We start from the raw sequence: 15,281 nt of genomic DNA, 5'->3' as shown, positions 1-15,281 counted from the left end.
CCTCCTCTACCCCCCTAGGGGGTGTCTAAAATCAGTATATACCTTTTACTACAAAAAAACAAGAGGATTGCGAATAAAATTTTTCGCTGTATAGCACATTCATTTTTTGTATTTATGATAATAAAATGAGTAAAACGAAATATTCCATCTCTTTAAAAATATGCTATTATCCTTCCAGAAAAATAAATCTATTATAAATTATTATTTGTGTATTGTTCATAGAAAAACCCAGTTGTAAAAAGTTTTACAACTGGGTACTGTTATTATTTATGATATTTTGTATTTGCAGAAATCGAAAACGCACGATATATTTGTTCCAGCAACATCACACGTGCCAGCTGATGCGGAAAAGTCATACAAGACATAGAAAGGCGATAATCAGCCCGTTGTTTTATCTCATTAGAAAGCCCATAGGATCCGCCAATAATAAATGTAATCGAACTAATCCCATTTAACGCAACCTGCTCAAATTTTTGAGACAGCTGCTCCGAACTCATCTGTTTCCCTTCAATGCACATAGGGATTACATAACTCTGGGCTGGGATTTTATTTAAAATAGAAACACCTTCTGTTTCAATAACCCGCTCAATCTCTGCCTGATTGGGATTATTACTTATTTTGCATTCATTGATTTCCACAATCGATAATTTACAAAACGCCCCCAACCGTTTGCTGTATTCCGCGCAAGCATCCCTCAAATACTGCTCTTTTAATTTCCCAACACATAAAATCTGTACGTTCATCATACTTCAATCACCTTGCCAGGATTTCGTTCTGGCGCCACTTCCAACTGATAATCCTGTTCAATCATCATCTGGTTTTGCTGTAAATAGGAAACGGAATGCTCTAATGCAATTTGAGGAAGATTATTTTCCTTGCTCAAATGCCCTAATAAAAACCGGCTTGTCCCTTGTTGAATCAGCCATTTTAATTGTTCTGCACAATCCTCATTGGAAAGGTGCCCCTTTTTTGAAAAAATTCGTTCTTTTAAAAAGGGTGGGTAACCGCCGGTAAACAGCATATGTACATCATAATTGGATTCCAGCAACACAAAATCACTGCCCTGTAATTGTTGTTGTACCTCTTCTGATACATATCCTAGGTCAGTACATAAAGCAACCTTTTTTTGCTGGTTGGACACCGTATACCCTAAGCTTTCCGCGCTATCATGGGAAGTATGGTACGCCCGAATCTCCCAATCACCAATCTGGACTGCTCTGTGGTTGATTTCATATAGCTTTGTTGTGGGGGAAACCACTTCTTTTTTTAATAATTCGATCAGCGTACCTTTAGAGCCATAAACAGGTACCTGATATTTTTCCGTCAGTTTCCGCAAACCGCTGATATGGTCACTGTGTTCATGGGTAATAAAAATAGCTTGTATACCATCCGGATTTAACCCGGCCAACCGCATGGAGTTGGTATAATTACGAATACCAAAACCAGCGTCAATTAAAATACCGTGGTTTCCATCCCCTAAATAGGTACAATTTCCTTTGCTGGAACTACAAAGAGAATAAAATTTCATCGCTGCCCCCTGCTGTACTTCCGAAAAAACAACAGGTCGGGAATCAACCGGCCTGTTATTGTTACTTGTTGTATCATATTAATTACAGTGCTTGCTTCAATTCCGCACCATCTGGAATAATGACCTTTTTGATATCAGCACCTAAATGCTGCAATTTTTCGACGATATCACCATATCCCCGTTCAATGTGATGAATATTTTCAATCTCAGTTGTTCCTTCTGCAGAAAGCGCCGCAATTACCATAGCAGCACCGGCGCGTAGGTCGGTTGCTTTTACAGGAGCTGCGTGCAATGCCCCGCAGCCTTCAATCACAGCTACTTTTCCATCTACTGAAATATTCGCACCCATACGGCGTAATTCATCCACATATTGGAAACGATTATCCCATACACCTTCGGTTACAATACTAGTACCCTCTGCCATTGCCAGCAAAGTAGTAATTTGCGGCTGCATATCGGTTGGAAAACCTGGATGTGGTTGGGTTTTTACACTGGTACGCTGTAAATTCCCATGAGAAATCACACGGATACTGTCATCATATTCCTCAACAGTAACTCCCATTTTAACTAGTTTGGAAGTAATGGATTCCAAATGTTTTGGAATTACGTTTTTAATTAAAACATTCCCTTTGGTTGCGGCAGCCATCACCATATAGGTTCCAGCCTCAATCTGGTCAGGAATAATGCCATAGGTAGTGCTATTTAACTTTTCCACTCCACGCACTTTGATAACATCAGTACCTGCGCCCATAATATCGGCACCCATAGAGTTTAAAAAATTTGCTAAATCCACAATATGTGGTTCTTTGGCGGCGTTCTCAATGATGGTCAACCCTTTTGCTTTTACAGCAGCCAATAAGACATTAATCGTAGCTCCAACAGAAACCACGTCAAAATAAATTTGGGTTCCCAAAAGCCCTTGCTCCGCTTTTACGTCAATCATACCATGATCAATGGTATAATCCGCTCCTAGCGCATTAAATCCTTTTAAGTGCTGATCAATCGGGCGCACACCAAAATTACAGCCTCCAGGCATGGCAACACTAGCACGGTTAAATCGTGCAAGCAATGCTCCCAAAAAATAATAGGAAGCACGCATATATTTTGCCATTTCATATGGAACCACCGGCTCTGTCACATAGGTAGTATCAATTTCAAATGTATTGTTGTTGATGGTACGAATTTTGGCTCCCATTGCGCGTAAAATATTAAAGCCAATGGTAACATCACTAATATTAGGAAGGTTTTCCAGAATACATGGGCCTTCCGCCAACAGTGTTGCAGGGATAATTGCAACAGCCGCATTTTTTGCTCCGCTAATTTCTACTTCTCCAGTTAAGGGTTTTCCACCGTTTATCACAAATTTTTCCAAGCTTATACGCCTCCGCCTTGATCTGTTCCTGAGTGTATCGTTCCAATTACACCAATCCAAATCTTTATTCTATAATTTTAGTTTGCTCAGAAACACTATTTTTATTTCCAGTTGGTTTATTCCAAAATTTTTTTGTCTATTTTAACGAAATTTATGTTTGATTCTCGCCATTATGTCCACTCTATAATCTAATGATATTAAGCGCTGTTTTCTATATCAAAATGAAAATTCAATGGTATTATTATCCTTTTATTTTTGTCGTAATTATAAATATTTTATAACCTTATCAAGTATATCAAAATGGCCAGGAAAAGTCCAGTATTTTTTTCAAAAAGTCCAGTAAAATCGCCTATTGTAACAGTTTGTAAGTAAGCTGTAATCATTGCGTAAATAGATCATGAATTTTTAAAAACAACTATGTTATTAATATGAATTTTTTCTAAATTATGAGCTATAAAAATTGGCTTAGATGGATACATATTTTTGCTTTGATTTTTGCATACTATAAAATATGAATGCAAGGAGGACGCTATGCTAATTGAATTACAGGAAGCTACCAAAATATATCCAATGGGTGAAGAAACGATCTGCGCTATGGACCATATCTCTTTTGGCATCCAGAAAGGTGAATTTGTATCCATTATTGGATGTTCTGGTTCGGGAAAATCCACATTAATGAATATACTAGGTTGTTTGGACACCTTAAATTCGGGTAAATACTTCCTAGATGGGGAAGATGTCGCCTGCTTTACTCAAAATAGGTTAAGTAAAATCCGCAATGAAAAAATAGGTTTTGTGTTCCAAAGCTTTTACCTGATTCCTAACCTCACCGCCTTAGAAAATGTAGAGCTCCCCTTAAAATATCAAAATATACCAAAACACCGTCGCAAATTGTTAGCTGCTTCTGCACTACATCAGGTGGGTCTGAACACCCGTATGCACCACCGACCAAATCAATTATCTGGAGGACAGCAGCAACGGGTTGCTATCGCAAGGGCAATCGCTTCTTCCCCACCTATTATATTGGCGGATGAGCCCACTGGTAACCTGGATAGTAAATCTGGTAATGATATTATGGAAATTTTACAAATCCTTCACAACGAAGGAAAAACCATTTTATTGATTACACATGACCCAACAATTGCCAACCAAGCGCAACGCACTTTAAAAATTGCAGACGGGAAATTAGTCGATTTATCAGTTTAAACAAAGGAAACCCTCTTTTTAAAAATTTTTGGAAACTTTTTTACAAAAAAACTTGTGTATTCCATTCAAATGAAGTATAATAAGAAGCATGAAAAGATTTGATAGGAGGGTGTACAATATGCTTGATAAAACAGTAACTTTTTCTGTACATGATGATAAAGAGTTGGAAATGAAACAGATTTTAACCACCGTATACGATGCGTTAAAAGAAAAAGGATATAACCCTGCCAATCAAATTGTAGGCTATATTTTATCTGAAGACCCAACTTACATCACCACATATAATAACGCCCGCAGCCTTATTCGAAAAATCGACAGGGATGAACTGCTGCAATCTATGGTAAAGGCGTATTTGGCTGATTAATCATCTTGTATCAATAAATGAAGGCACAGGAAGCATAGCTGTTTCCTGTGCCTTTTTATATGTTATTGTTTGAACCTGTTAAATACGATGAGCGATATATTTATTCCAAAAGAATCCAAACCGTTTTTGTTCCAAACGAATCCTGGTTTCGAAAAGATGATAGCTGTTATACAACTTTCTAGCATCTTCTTCAGTTGTCTTTGTTTTACTGTAAATACATTGGGAATACAACTGCCCTGCCTGGCATAGCTCCTTTGCTAATGTAGGGTATTTGGCAGCCAAACGCCTGGTAAAGGAAACTGGTGTTTCGTCTTGCTGTATTTCCACACCAATATATTTTCCTAAACGAACCAAACAGGTAAAACTAAATTGCGCCAGTTGTTCTGGTGTACCTTGAACAGCCTTTTGCTCTTTGGAAATCCGTATTCGGTAACGAACCAGCAATAACAGTACAATCAATATTATCATACCAATAAAAATCCAAATTGGCAATGGTACCAATGCACTTGTATTATTTTGATTCTGCGTAGTAGATTGCTGTTGTTGCTGATCCTGATTTCCAGCCGGTGTGTCAGACGGAGCAACACCATCTTGCCAGATTGGAATTGTTGATTTTTCCGATTCCACTGGCTGAGTTTGGGCAATGCTTAAACCTAAATCAGCCAAATGGGATTCCATCTCTTCCCCACCATCCGATGTTATTGTAATATTTGGTTTTTCGGATGCAATCGCTTCCTGATAAGCGTAAGGAGGCGTTGCCTCAAATTTACACCAACCATATCCAGGCAGGTAGACTTCTGCCCAAGAATGATAGTTGCGCAACCGAATAATATGTTCTTCTTCCGAAGATGCCACTGGCATATGATACCCAGTTACATATCGAGCGGGTAAACCAACACTACGGGATAAGATCACCATTGCAGAAGCAAAAGAGTTGCTGTAACCCTGCTTTTCCTCAAATAAAAAATGGTCCACAAAATCCTGCCCTTCTTCGGGGTCGCTGGGGTGCAATGTATAAGTATAATGTTCAATCAAATAATCACAAATTGCCTCTGCTTTTTCCGAATCTTGTTTAATACCACTAGTAATCTGTTTTGCTAAATCCATAGTACGCTTTGTTACACTGGAGGATAGTTGGGTATATTGTTGCTGGATAGACGCTTCATAACCATTTAGGTTTTCTTGGTTCCAACTGTCATAATGAGTTAAGTCCTGATGATTAAACACCTGATTTACCGTAATTTGCTCGATCTGATAGCGGTCCAATGCGGAAGAAAGATTCCTCCTTCCATACATCTCCTGTAAATGCTCCTGGTAATAGGTTACCGCCATCGTATCATTGCGCTTTAATGGAGAACTGAGTAAAAACTCGCCCATCTGATTTTCGTAAATATCCCGACGTCCAACCTGATCAAAAGTTCCAGATAGTCTGGGAACAAAAAGCCGGTCACTTTCCAATAAATATTGAATTTTGATCGTGTCAGCATGGATGCTATCCGTATTAAAATCCGAAGCCTGGATACTTTTTAACGAAGCGATATCCACTGTTTGATCATCTTTTTCAAACTCACCTTGCTGTATGTTCGATTTTTGCCAGCTATGTCCAGTATACACATCTGAAATACCGCCATATAGATCCATATATTCTTGTTCTGTTGCTACTTTTAATAGCGGCTGCTCCTCACTAGGAAAGCTGCCCAACAAATTTTCCTCTTGTTCCTCAAATGGGATTTGTTCGGAAAATCCCCCCAAAATTTCTTGGTCAATCCAATCACGGATACTTTCATACTCAAACAATCCTCGGGCATTTCCCAATAAATCCGAAAATGGGGTAACAATCAATACAGTGCATATCACCGCTATAACCGCAACAGGAGCACCATGCAAAACGTAAGACCCAAATCCATCCTTAGAACCATGTTTTTTTACAAAATTGTTGCTGATTAATAAAACGGTTATCACAAATAAAAAGCCAAATAAAGCAACAGTATTGATATTCCCCTGAGTAACCGCTATCAGGTATAACACAATGCCCAAAATCGTAAGAAGATAAAAGTTTAGTTTATGTTTTAAACTAAGGATTGTAAATAGCGACAAAACAATCATAATAACAAATGTTAACATCCACATTTGATCATTTTGTAATGCCTGTCCAAATATTAGTCCAGAAAAACAACTTATTACCAGCTTTCCAATTGGAAAGAAAAGCAGCAAAATAATTACAATACCGCCACCAATCAGCTTGGTATAAAGGTTCCACAATGAAGCAAGTCCTATGAAACTAACCACAAAACTAATTTCGAATAGCTGAAGAGAAGATGCCGGCAATAACGCAAAGCTGGATACTGCGCATCCAACTGACCAACAATAAATTGTGCTGAGGATAAGATAAAAAAGTTGATCCTGCAATTTTATTTTTGTCATTGTATGGATTCCCTCCCGTATTCTGTTACCTGTTCTAATTGGGAGCGAATTCCCCGCCCATGTTTGATTTCAAAACAAGGGATGGCACGTTGAACCAATAATTCCTTCCATTTTTCTTTGGATTCATAATTTGGGTCGCTATAAACAGAACAATAAAAAACACCAAATGTTTTTTCCTCTACCTGCTGTTCAAAAATATAATCCACTAAGGGTTCGTCTAAAGCATTGGTGACAATTAAAACAGTTCCATTATTTTCCCGCTGCTGCATGGTTTTTAAGAGTGGTACAATTTCGATTTGAGATATGAAAGGAAGAAACGCCGCTAATTCCAATAAATCTACTACAGAACGTTCTTCTCCACAGGAACGGATCTGATCATCAGCATATACTAATTGCACTGGTACACTCGTATCTTTACTTAAATAATGTAATAGCGAGAGCCCCACCGAAACCATCCGATCTTCCAATTCCAAACGGGTATCCTCTATATATTCCATAGGGGTAAGATCAAACAATACCGTTGTTTTTTCCTGATTAAAATGCTCATAATGTTTTACCAGCAATTCGTTCCGTTTTGCGGATGCTTTCCAGTGGATATCCTTCATATGATCCTGTGGCTGGTACTGTTTTAATTCCGCAATGGAAGTATAGTCAACTTGGGTAAATAAATCCAACTTATGGCTGGTAGAAGTTCCAACAGGAATTTGTAACTCTTGTAGAGAAGTCAATTTTGGAAACACCTTACAGGTCAACAGCTCCCCGATCTGTTTTTTCCAAAAAAAGATGCCGAGGAAGTCATAAAATGTAATGGATTCTAATCCAACCTGATATCTACCGCGGTATTTTCCAGTTAAAAGGTAGTTCAATTGCTGTTTATGTTTTGCGCTGCAATAGCTTTCTTGTAAATCCCCCAATACTTTTGTGTCAGAGGAAAAATCTAATTTTAACAAGGGGCAAAAACTATTTTTACAAAATATTGTAATTTGATAAGTAATACGCTGCCTTTTTTGCAAGGAATCCTGTGATAAGGATTGCTGTATTTCTAGCCGACGAAATGTAAAATAACCTTGCAAAAAAGAAAACAGCAATAATGCCAACAGCAAAACAACAAAAGAAACCGTTGCCTTACCAGGAATACAAACAGCTAACCCAATGGTAAAACATAATAAAATACCATATGCAATCCGATTTTTTAACATATTAACTCCTTGGTACTGCTGTCTTTTTGATTAATTCCTGCAAAATCATTTCTACACTGATTTTTCTACTTTTGGCTTCCTGTTTTAACCGGATACGATGGCATAACACATAAGGGGCCATTTTTTGTACATCATCCGGTATCACATAATCCCTGTTATTATAGTACGCCCATGCTTGGGAGGCTCTCATTAACGCAATAGAACTTCTTGGGCTTGCACCCAACAAAACATCTTCCTGCCTTCTGGTCTGACTCACTAAATGAACAATATATCCAATCATATTATCATTGATATGAACCTGTTTTACCTCTTCCTGAATTTTTATCAGTTGTTCTGCTGTTACAACAGGGGTTAGGTCATCTAATGGATTTTTTTCATAAAAATTTGCCAACATCTCACATTCTTGTACCAAAGAAGGATACCCCAATTTAATTCTAATAAAAAACCGATCCAATTGCGCTTCTGGCAAAGGGAATGTCCCCAAATATTCGATGGGGTTCTGTGTAGCAATTACCATAAAAGGCTGAGGTAATTCCCTCGTTGTCCCATCTACAGTAACCTGGCGTTCCGCCATTACTTCCAATAAACTGGACTGGGTTTTTGGCGATGTACGGTTAATTTCATCCGCTAACACAATATTGCTCATTACCGCTCCATCTCGGTATTCGAATTGACCAGACTGCTGGTTATAAATAGAAAAACCTGTAATATCAGATGGTAAAATATCAGGTGTAAACTGGATACGATGGAAACTACAATCGATTGACTTTGCTAAAGCCCGAGCAAGGCTGGTTTTACCTACACCAGGAATATCCTCAATTAAAACATGGCTATCGCATAATAATGCCATTAAAACCATCTCTACGGATTCCCGTTTCCCTACAATCACTTGTTCGATGTTATCTAGGATGCGATGTAAAATAGTTGTTTGATTCTCCATAGTTTTCCTCCAACTTGATTGTTTTTCCTTTTCTTTAAACCGTTTAAACGAATGATTTTGCTCAGTAAGCATTGGCTTGTTTTGTTTTATCCACCAAATTAAAGCATACTTAATCGTTCTACAGAAAATAGGGTTAAAAATCTGTTTTTTGTGGATTTTTTGATATTCTTTATTAAGAACGATTAAGTATATTAAATCTGATGAAAAGATGTTTTTATATGCTGGTTTCAATAGCTGGAATCAAAATTAATATGCTGTGTCATTTTCAGAGAATTTATGTTTTATTTTCCCGAAGATCATAACTTTATTGATTCCAGTATGTTCTATCAACGTACACATAAATAAAACAAAATCCTACATTTATTTTAACATGTTATAAATGGAAAAGCAATCCTATTGGCATTTTAACCAAATTTTTCCTCTATTTAAATTTATTTACTTTTCGCCTATTTTTATTCGTTTTAAAAAACTTTATATTATGTATCTTGTCCAATAAATACTTTTATTTCTAAAAATTCTTTTTTCTTTTTCACCATTATTGTACTCTACATGCAAACCAAAAAGTTTATTTTTAAAATTTTGTTTAAATAAACTATTACAATCGCATAAAATAAAATTACGATAGATACTACATTTTTAAGGAGCAAATCGCTAATATGTAATTGTTGTGTTTTTCTCTTTCTATAATTTATTAGAAGGCATGATGTGCAATCCCGTTATAAAAATAACAACATTTTATTTCTGATATGACATCGTTAAAAAAACTATTTTTATTTCGATAAAACCAGATTTTATTTTAATCAAAGCAAACAAAAAGGCTTATACCACTTGCTGTAGTATAAGCCTTTTTATTACATTCTTATGGAATTATGCTTCCATACCTTTGTTATATACTTTTTTAGGTGTATATTTTTTAATCATGCTGTTATTTACTTGAATATCGCAGTTTTCATCTGCATATTTCAGCATTTCTTCTTCAAACTCTGGTAATTTCATACGGTTGATGGTGGAGGTATTTGCAGAAGTTACTTCCGCTTCATCCGCCATATGGTCGGAACGTTGAATGATATAGATACTCGATTCCAAATCCAACAATATAGCAGGACCGCCGATTTCCGCACCAAATACAGCATCCCGTAATTCTGTTAATACCTCATCAGTATCATACATATAGGAGAAAGCCAAAGTTGTATTTTGGTTATTCATGCTAGTTTGGTGTTCCGCATACACATCGTCAATACTTTCACCATTGTTGATGCGTTCCAGATATCCCTCTGCTTTTTCCATCAGATCCTGGTTATTCTTTTCAGCGGTCTCATCATCGCCGCTGTCTTTTTGCAATGGGATTGCTTTATATTTTGCAGCGTGCTCAGAATAATATTGTTTCATTTCCTCATTGGAAACTTCCTGTGTACCGCCTTCCCCATAAATGTTCTGGAACAGTTTACTTTGTTTGGATGCCAGCAACATCACTTCGCGGAAAGAATCCTCACTGATCCCTTTTAAATCATACGCATAATAAGTTTGGTACTGTGGATAGTAAGAGGCGATTTGAGCGTCCAAAGTTGACAACTCTTCCTCAGATAATTCCAAGCCCTCTTCTTCAAATTTCTGATTTACCGCCATATAAATTTTAGCCTGTTTTTCAACATCATCAAGAACCCAATCACTTATAGACTGATCCCCTATTTTTTGATCAAACAAATCTTCTGTGGATTTCATATCTATCTGGTTGGTAGCGTTTGTAATGGAAGTCATTACAATATCAAGATAGGACCCAGACCCCAAAGAATAATTATCGGTTTTCATCACCCATTCAGGGCTGCCGTTACACCCTGTTGCGGATACAGCTAACACAGCAGCTACGGCAAAAGCTGCAAATTTCTTTACTAAAGACATTTTATTTTTCCTCCAATATGGAATTTTCGTATTGTATTGCCCGTTTTTCCCCATATTTATTACTTCATCAAACAGAAGTTTGATTCATCACAGACAAACTATAGGATATTATACAATATATAGACAAAAAAGTCCAGTATTTTATCAGACGTTTACAAAGTGTTTTCTGAAAAATTTGAAATCTCCAATACTTCCTGAATCACTTCCAATGGCTTTTTTCCATTCATACGGACCGAGAGATATGGACGTTTCCCGGCGTTTACCAAAACTCTGCCTTTTAGCTTTCCAACCAAATAGGAGGCGACCTCCATATTCAATTGCTTTGGATAAAATAGCATATTGGTATTGCTCTGACTGATTTCTACAAATCCCAACCTAGCAGCTGACGCACGCAAAATAGCAATATCCAACAATCCTTGTACCGATTTTGGAGGTTCCCCAAAACGGTCAATTAATTCATCCATTAACTCCATACTTTCTTCCTGAGTCCCTACCGCTGCAATCTTACGGTAAACATCTAGCCTCTGGGAAAGGTTCTCAATATATTGCTCTGGAATATGGGCAGCAATTGGAACATCAATCAGACATTCTTCTACCCTTGCGGGAGGAGCGACCCCTTGTTTTTCGCTAACAGCATCCGAAAGCATTTTCAAATAGAGGTCATATCCTACTGCTTCCATATGCCCATGCTGACGTTCTCCAAGGATACTCCCTGCCCCACGGATTTCTAAATCCCGTAATGCAATCCGGAACCCGGAACCAAACTTGGTAAACTCCCGTATAGCAGAAAGCCGTTTGTTCGCCACTTCTGTCAACACTTTTCCACGGCGGAAGGTAAAATAAGCAAAGGCACGGCGTTTGGAACGTCCCACCCTTCCTCGCAACTGGTAAAGCTGGGAAAGCCCTAAATGGTCAGCATCTTCAATAATCAAGGTATTACAGTTGGGGACGTCCACTCCAGTTTCAATCAATGTAGTACAAACAAGAATATCCAGCTCATGATCCATCAACTGCTTCCAAATTTTTGAGAGCTGTAGCTCGTTCATCTTTCCATGGGCAACGCCAATCCTTGCGTCTGGCAAATATTGCTGCAATTGAGCCGCACAACTTTGGATGGATTCTACCCGGTTGTGAATATAATAAACCTGTCCATCCCTTCTCAGTTCCCGTTTAATCGCATCCACTAGCACTCCATTGTCGTGCTCCATTACATAGGTTTGAATTGGGTGACGGTCTTGTGGTGGTTGTTCAATCACCGACATATCCCGAATACCGGACATCGCCATATTTAAAGTACGGGGTATCGGGGTGGCGGATAGGGTCAATACATCTACTCCACGGAACATCTCTTTAAATCGTTCTTTGTGCGCTACTCCAAACCGCTGTTCTTCATCAATAATTGCCAAACCCAGGTCTTTAAATTCAATATCTTGTTGTACTAAGCGGTGGGTTCCAATTACAAAATCAATTTCGCCACTTTTTAATTTTTTGATGATTTCCTTTTGCTGTTTTGGGGAACGGAAACGGGAGAGCAATTCAATATTGACCGGAAAATTTCCAACTCTCGCTAAGGCAGTTTGGTAGTGCTGCCAGGCTAAAATGGTAGTTGGGCACAAAATAGCACATTGTTTTCCGTCTAAAATGCATTTAAACGCTGCCCGCAATGCCACTTCTGTTTTTCCAAACCCCACATCTCCACAAAGCAGACGATCCATAGGACGTTCACTTTCCATATCTTCTTTGATTTCCGCAATACATTGCAGCTGATCTTCGGTTTCTTCATATTCGAAATGTTCTTCAAACTCCCTCTGCCATTCATTGTCCTTAGAGAAAGCGTAGCCTTTGGTTTTTGCCCGTTCTGCATATAGGCGTATTAGTTCATCCGCCATCTCTGCCACAGCTTTTTTTACACGACTTCTGGTTTTATGCCACTCGTCATTATTCAATTTATTTAGCCGTACTCTTCCATTGTCACGGGGACCAATGTATTTAGAAACCATATCCAACTGGGTTACCGGTACATATAAAGCATCGCTTCCCGCATATTTAATCTTGATATAATCTTTGGAAATCCCCTGTAAATTTAAATTGGTAATTCCATCAAATACTCCTATCCCATGGGACGCATGAACGACGTAGTCTCCTATGCTGATATCGGATAAGCTTTTAATTTCTTCCCCTTTGCGTTTTTTCACCTTTTTCCTGGTACTCAAAGGTTGCGTTTTGGCATGAGTAACTAGGGCAACCCGACCATCAGGGTATTCAAACCCGGCAGACAAACTTCCCGCCATAACATAGAAACCGCCATCCTCTAATTGGGTATCCACTGTGGCAGGAACCGCAAGATATCCCTCTTTTTCTAAATCATGCGCTAAAACATCCGCAAATTTTTGTGTTCCAGCCATGACAACTACGGTGTATTTTTGCAGTTTGTATTCTGCCAAGTCATCACAAAGCAGTTTAATCTCTCCACTCCATCCGGAATTTTGCATTGCATTGATAGAAACCAGTTGTTTGAGCTGTAAATCGTGATGAGAATGGGCAAAAGTATCTAAAAAGACACTATTTCCTTCCGTAATCCACTGGGAAACAGAAGCAAATGGACGATGGAACTGATGGATACCATTACAAATCATCCCATCTTCCAATAATATTTTAAAATCTTCCTGCATTTGAATTTCAAATGCCCGGGCTGATTCTTTGATATCTGACCACTCACTGACAAAAATTAATTGTTTAGAAAAATAATCCAACAAGGTTCCTGGTTTTTGGTAAGCCAACGGCAAATATTTGTCTTTATCATTCAAATCCAAATTACCTTCCAGCCGCTTTAGTTCTTCCGATAGATGCAGACGTACCTTCTCCATTTGTGGAGACTCTTCCAAACCATCGATAAGCTGCTTAAGTCTTTCCTCAAATTCCTGTTCCGTTTCAAACAGTATTTCAGTAGCTGGTGTAATCTCTACCTGTTGCAAGTTTTCTGTCCTTCTTTGGCTGTCCAGGTCAAAATTACTGATCGTGTCAATTTCATCCCCCCAGAACTCAATGCGGACAGGCTCTAAATTTCCCGTAGGAAAAAAATCTACAATACCGCCACGGACAGAAAATTGGGCAGTACCATCTACCTGAGGGCGCCTGGTATATCCAGCTGCAATCAGCTTGTGTACAACAGCATCTAAGGAAATTTGATCCCCTGGATGGAAGGATACTGTTGCTTGCAGCAACCGATCTTTTGGAATGGTATACTGCATAGCGGCATTGATACCTGCAAATACTGCCTTTAATTCTCCTTTTGCTAAGCGAGATAATACATTTAAGCGGAGGTATTCATATTCCCGTGATACTGTCTCAATGGGACGCAAAATAAAATCTCGATAAGGATATACAGCAGAACATTCCTGCCCACACATTTGGTTAAAATCTTCACTGAGCCTACGGGCGGACTGGTCATCATCAGTCAATACCAATATGGGGGATTCCTGCTGTGCAATAGCCTGGATCAAATTTGCTTTATGTACAGAAGAAAGCCCTACCACCAAAATAGGCAGTGTTTTTCGTATAATATGCTGTTGTATCTGATTAAATTGTGGTACTGTTTGAATCAAATTTTGAAAAACGCCCATATTCATTCCCACCTTCTGCTTTATCATTACCAGAAATTTTTCTTACTTTTATTCTATTCTCAACTATTATATAAATTCATCGCTTTATCAATTTCTCCGGCTACAATCAGCTCGGTTGCTTTTACCGATTTTTGGATTGCCTCGGAAATTTCTTCCATCTCTTTGGATGTAAAACTGCTTAATACCCAATCTGCCAAATCATAGTTGGGATTTGGTTTTTTCCCCACTCCAATTTTGATTCTAGGAAAATCTTCTTCCCCAGTCATATCAATAATATTGCGGATCCCATTGTGTCCACCATGGCTACCTTTCCTACGGATACGCAAACGGGAAGGTTCCAGTGAAATATCATCAAATAATACCAGCACATGTTCCATAGGGATATTGTAATAGCTGGCAGCTGCCTCCACCGATTCCCCACTCAAATTCATAAAAGTAGTAGGCTTTAACAGCAGGCACTGTTTTCCAGAAATCGTACAAGTAGTAGTAAGTCCCTTAAATTTGGAGCGTTTGATTTCCACTCCAAACTGCTTGGCGATCGTATCAACCGCCATAAATCCTACATTATGCCTTGTGTGGGCATAACGTTCTCCCGGGTTTCCCAATCCTACAATTAGGTATTCCACCGCACCGGAGGAATGAGACCCTCCCGTTTTTATTTTATCAAACAATTCAAAAATATTTGCCATAATTTGTCCTCCTGAAACGGTAGTTTAGAAAAATGAC

11 protein-coding genes are annotated in these 15,281 nt (G+C 38.4%); 2 read left to right on the top strand and 9 right to left on the bottom strand.

Annotated features, from left to right (window positions below):
* Positions 1 to 263 precede the first annotated feature (263 nt).
* The 3 genes from rlmH to BQ2683_RS01695 all read right to left on the bottom strand — a co-directional run bounded on the left by rlmH (position 264) and on the right by BQ2683_RS01695 (position 2,900).
* Positions 264 to 746: a 23S rRNA (pseudouridine(1915)-N(3))-methyltransferase RlmH gene (gene rlmH, locus BQ2683_RS01705; RefSeq protein ID WP_069987009.1), complete on the bottom strand. Its 483-nt coding sequence runs from the start codon at positions 744 to 746 to the stop codon at positions 264 to 266.
* Positions 743 to 1,528, bottom strand: coding sequence for an MBL fold metallo-hydrolase (locus BQ2683_RS01700; protein WP_069987007.1), 786 nt, complete (start codon positions 1,526 to 1,528; stop codon positions 743 to 745). Before BQ2683_RS01700 ends, rlmH begins: the two co-directional genes overlap by 4 nt.
* An 82-nt stretch (positions 1,529 to 1,610) precedes the next feature.
* Positions 1,611 to 2,900 carry a UDP-N-acetylglucosamine 1-carboxyvinyltransferase gene (locus BQ2683_RS01695; protein WP_069987005.1) on the bottom strand — a complete coding sequence of 430 codons (1,290 nt, stop codon included), beginning with the start codon at positions 2,898 to 2,900 and terminating at the stop codon, positions 1,611 to 1,613.
* 531 nt (positions 2,901 to 3,431) lie between these two features.
* On the opposite strand from BQ2683_RS01695, the gene BQ2683_RS01690 reads away from it, so the two are divergent.
* Together BQ2683_RS01690 and BQ2683_RS01685 are read left to right on the top strand one after the other, a co-directional pair.
* Positions 3,432 to 4,106 (top strand): ABC transporter ATP-binding protein, encoded by a 675-nt coding sequence (locus tag BQ2683_RS01690; RefSeq protein ID WP_069987002.1) that lies wholly within the window; start codon positions 3,432 to 3,434, stop codon positions 4,104 to 4,106.
* Between the two features lie 118 nt (positions 4,107 to 4,224).
* Positions 4,225 to 4,470, top strand: coding sequence for an IreB family regulatory phosphoprotein (locus BQ2683_RS01685; RefSeq protein WP_069987001.1), 246 nt, complete (start codon positions 4,225 to 4,227; stop codon positions 4,468 to 4,470).
* Positions 4,471 to 4,548: 78 nt separating this feature from the next.
* Here the strand turns inward: BQ2683_RS01685 and BQ2683_RS01680 are convergent, their stop codons facing one another.
* From BQ2683_RS01680 to pth, 6 genes are all read right to left on the bottom strand, one after another.
* Entirely contained in the window at positions 4,549 to 6,894 is a 2,346-nt protein-coding gene (locus BQ2683_RS01680; protein WP_069987000.1) for a transglutaminase domain-containing protein, read from the bottom strand.
* Positions 6,891 to 8,093: a DUF58 domain-containing protein gene (locus BQ2683_RS01675; RefSeq protein ID WP_069986999.1), complete on the bottom strand. Its 1,203-nt coding sequence runs from the start codon at positions 8,091 to 8,093 to the stop codon at positions 6,891 to 6,893. The genes BQ2683_RS01680 and BQ2683_RS01675 overlap by 4 nt, the downstream gene beginning before the upstream one ends.
* Before the next feature lies 1 nt (position 8,094).
* On the bottom strand, positions 8,095 to 9,033 hold the full coding sequence (locus BQ2683_RS01670; protein ID WP_069986996.1) for an AAA family ATPase: 939 nt from the start codon (positions 9,031 to 9,033) through the stop codon (positions 8,095 to 8,097).
* Positions 9,034 to 9,900: 867 nt separating this feature from the next.
* Positions 9,901 to 10,932 carry a hypothetical protein gene (locus tag BQ2683_RS01665; protein ID WP_069986995.1) on the bottom strand — a complete coding sequence of 344 codons (1,032 nt, stop codon included), beginning with the start codon at positions 10,930 to 10,932 and terminating at the stop codon, positions 9,901 to 9,903.
* A 152-nt stretch (positions 10,933 to 11,084) separates the two neighbouring features.
* Entirely contained in the window at positions 11,085 to 14,555 is a 3,471-nt protein-coding gene (gene mfd / locus BQ2683_RS01660; protein ID WP_069986994.1) for a transcription-repair coupling factor, read from the bottom strand.
* Positions 14,556 to 14,614: 59 nt separating this feature from the next.
* On the bottom strand, positions 14,615 to 15,244 hold the full coding sequence (pth, locus tag BQ2683_RS01655; RefSeq protein WP_069986993.1) for an aminoacyl-tRNA hydrolase: 630 nt from the start codon (positions 15,242 to 15,244) through the stop codon (positions 14,615 to 14,617).
* Positions 15,245 to 15,281 lie beyond the last annotated feature (37 nt).

Origin of the sequence: Massilioclostridium coli, assembly GCF_900095865.1 — a bacterium.
GTDB lineage: Bacteria > Bacillota > Clostridia > Oscillospirales > Ruminococcaceae > Massilioclostridium > Massilioclostridium facile.
This window is presented reverse-complemented; position numbering and strand designations above follow the sequence as displayed.

What these genes read in the sequence shown, in the direction of transcription:
- rlmH (WP_069987009.1), bottom strand. Translation starts at nt 746, where the DNA reads ATGATGAACGTACAGATTTTATGTGTTGGGAAATTAAAAGAGCAGTAT.
- BQ2683_RS01700 (WP_069987007.1), bottom strand. Translation starts at nt 1,528, where the DNA reads ATGAAATTTTATTCTCTTTGTAGTTCCAGCAAAGGAAATTGTACCTAT.
- BQ2683_RS01690 (WP_069987002.1), top strand. Translation starts at nt 3,432, where the DNA reads ATGCTAATTGAATTACAGGAAGCTACCAAAATATATCCAATGGGTGAA.
- BQ2683_RS01685 (WP_069987001.1), top strand. Translation starts at nt 4,225, where the DNA reads ATGCTTGATAAAACAGTAACTTTTTCTGTACATGATGATAAAGAGTTG.
- BQ2683_RS01680 (WP_069987000.1), bottom strand. Translation starts at nt 6,894, where the DNA reads ATGACAAAAATAAAATTGCAGGATCAACTTTTTTATCTTATCCTCAGC.
- BQ2683_RS01675 (WP_069986999.1), bottom strand. Translation starts at nt 8,093, where the DNA reads ATGTTAAAAAATCGGATTGCATATGGTATTTTATTATGTTTTACCATT.
- BQ2683_RS01670 (WP_069986996.1), bottom strand. Translation starts at nt 9,033, where the DNA reads ATGGAGAATCAAACAACTATTTTACATCGCATCCTAGATAACATCGAA.
- BQ2683_RS01665 (WP_069986995.1), bottom strand. Translation starts at nt 10,932, where the DNA reads ATGTCTTTAGTAAAGAAATTTGCAGCTTTTGCCGTAGCTGCTGTGTTA.
- mfd (WP_069986994.1), bottom strand. Translation starts at nt 14,555, where the DNA reads ATGGGCGTTTTTCAAAATTTGATTCAAACAGTACCACAATTTAATCAG.
- pth (WP_069986993.1), bottom strand. Translation starts at nt 15,244, where the DNA reads ATGGCAAATATTTTTGAATTGTTTGATAAAATAAAAACGGGAGGGTCT.